Origin of the sequence: Dissulfurispira sp. (assembly GCF_036745535.1) — a bacterium.
Classification (GTDB): Bacteria; Nitrospirota; Thermodesulfovibrionia; order Thermodesulfovibrionales; family Dissulfurispiraceae; genus Dissulfurispira.
In genome coordinates this window covers 1-1,654 of record NZ_DAIOFX010000170.1, presented here as the reverse complement: position 1 = coordinate 1,654, position 1,654 = coordinate 1, and the positions used below count along the sequence as shown (strand labels likewise).

The 1,654-nt window shown below is 40.7% G+C and carries 2 protein-coding genes; both read left to right on the top strand.

The features are described from left to right. A partial coding sequence (locus tag V7L97_RS12545) for an NAD(P)-dependent oxidoreductase (RefSeq protein ID WP_333656510.1) occupies window positions 1-969 on the top strand: 969 nt, incomplete at its 5' end. Continuing rightward, window positions 966-1,654: acylneuraminate cytidylyltransferase family protein (locus V7L97_RS12540; protein ID WP_333656508.1), on the top strand; the 689-nt coding region annotated here is incomplete at its 3' end. The genes V7L97_RS12545 and V7L97_RS12540, both read left to right, overlap by 4 nt.

Below are 1,654 nucleotides of genomic sequence, written 5' to 3'. Positions count from 1 at the left end.
ATGAAAAAGGCCCTTTACTTTGAAATACTGAATTACAAAAAAGAGAATCTTGACCTTTTATACGATAATTTCGAGGTCATAAGGCTGAATAATCCATCAATGATAACCCCGGACATCCTGAAGGATGTATCTGTTATATTTGCGCCGTTAGGTTATTTCTTCGGAGAGGATATTTTTTCAAAATCTCCCAATCTGAAGGTGGTTGCAACCAATACAACAGGCGTTCCTCACATTGATGTTGATAATGCGGTGTTGAGAGGTATTAAGGTTATTTCGTTAAAGGATGAAAAAGAATTTCTTAATACAATTACCCCTACCGCAGAATTGACGATAGGGTTAATAATCAATATCACGAGGAATGTAATTCCTGCTATTAAATCCGTTCTTGACGGCAAGTGGAGCAGGTGGGAATTCGGAGGACAGGCGATGCTTTCGAGGATGTCCATAGGCATTGTGGGTCTCGGGAGGCTTGGCATCATGGTGGCAAGATATGCAACTTCATTTGGCACGAAGGTCTCTTATTATGACCCTTTTATAGCGCATAATGCAGAATGGCCTTATAAACGGGTTGAAAGTATCGAACAGTTAGTTTCCGATGTCGATATTGTTACTGTCCATATCCCAATGAATAAAGAAAATAGGCATCTTTTTAATAAAGGTGTTTTTTTTAAATTTAAGAAAGGTTCTTATTTCATAAATACGGCAAGGGGAGAGGTGGTTGATTCCCAAGCTCTGATAGAGGCATTGGAAAAAGGGATTATTAAAGGTGCTGCTGTGGACGTGCTTGACGGCGAATTTGAGCCTGATTTTTCTGGCAGGATATTATCCCATCCTTTGGTGAAGTATGCCCAGACGCATGATAATCTTATTATTACGCCTCATATTGCAGGTTCGACAGAAGACGCATGGTATTTGACCCAGCGGCATGTAATTGAACAGACTATTGAGCATATGAGGAGATTTCAATGAATGTCCTGGGAATAGTTCCGGCAAGGGGAGGGTCAAAAAGAATTCCCCAAAAAAATCTTTATCCGCTGGGTGGAATCCCTCTAATAAGCCATTGCCTGAGAACGGCTAAAAAGAGTTCTTTAATCAACAGGCTTGTTGTGTCAACGGAAGATGAGGCCATAGCAGAGGTTGCGAAAAAAGAAGGTATTGAGGTCATTAAGAGGCCTGTTGAATTGGCCCAGGACAATACTCCCACATTGCCTGTAATAAAGCATGCGATAAATGAACTGGATAAAGAGGGATTTTATGCGGACATTATCCTTACAATCCAGCCCACATATCCTTTTATAACGGTAGAGAATATAGAAAAAACTATAAAGGCCTTTTCTGTAAATGGAGATTTTGATTCTGTGACAACCGTTACAAGGGCGCCGTTTAAATATCATCCTTACAATGCAAGGAAGATAAACGAGGACGGCACAATCTCCTTCATGTTTCCTGAAGAGAAGAAGAAGTGCCCTAACAGTCAGTCAGCGCCTCCTGTTTATTTTTTTGGAAACCTTTATGCGTCAAAAAGGGCTACAATCTTTGAAAAGGACTCGCTTTACGGAGATATATCTTTTCCAGCAGAGATCGATACCATCGAAGGGTTTGATATTGACGATATGTTTGATATGGAAATGGCCGAGTGGCTGATGTCGAGGAG